Source organism: Mycobacterium sp. 1245111.1, assembly GCF_001673405.1.
In the GTDB taxonomy this organism is placed as follows: Bacteria; Actinomycetota; Actinomycetes; order Mycobacteriales; family Mycobacteriaceae; genus Mycobacterium.
In genome coordinates this window covers 1-599 of sequence record NZ_LZLV01000139.1, presented here as the reverse complement: position 1 = coordinate 599, position 599 = coordinate 1, and the positions used below count along the sequence as shown (strand labels likewise).

The following is a 599-nucleotide window of genomic DNA, read 5'->3' as shown; positions in this document are numbered from 1 at the left end:
ACCGCGATCGTCCGTTGGCCGCTGCCGATTCTCGCCGCGGCGTGCTCGATCGCGCTGGTTGGTCTGCTGACCCTGCCGGGTTACCAGACCAGCTACAACGACCGGTTGTACATCCCGCACAACATCGCCGCGAACAAGGGATACGACGCCGCGGAGCGCCACTTCTCGCAGGCCCGGCTGATGCCGGAAGTCATGATGGTCGAGGCCGACCACGATTTGCGCGATCCCGCTGACTTCCTGGTACTCGACAAACTGGCCAAGGGCATCTTCCGCGTCCCCGGAGTCTCACGCGTGCAATCGATTACGCGCCCGGAGGGCACGGCGATGGAGCACACCTCGATCCCGTTCCAGCTCAGCATGCAGAACGCCGGGCAGGTGCAGACGATGAAGTTCCAGAAGGCCCGCATGGACGACATGCTCAAGCAGGCCGACGAACTCGAAGACACCATGAACCGGATGAGGCACATGTACGGCCTCATGCAGCAGCTCACCGGCATCACGCACAAGATGATCGGTGAGACACGCGAAATGCAGGCCGTCACCGAAGAATTGCGCGACGACGTCGCCAACTTCGAGGACACCTGGCGGCCGATCCGCAG

The 599-nt window shown here is 62.9% G+C and carries 1 pseudogene; it reads left to right on the top strand.

The window, feature by feature from the left end:
• Positions 1-599, top strand: a pseudogene (locus tag A5658_RS28545) (MMPL family RND transporter); the annotation flags it as partial.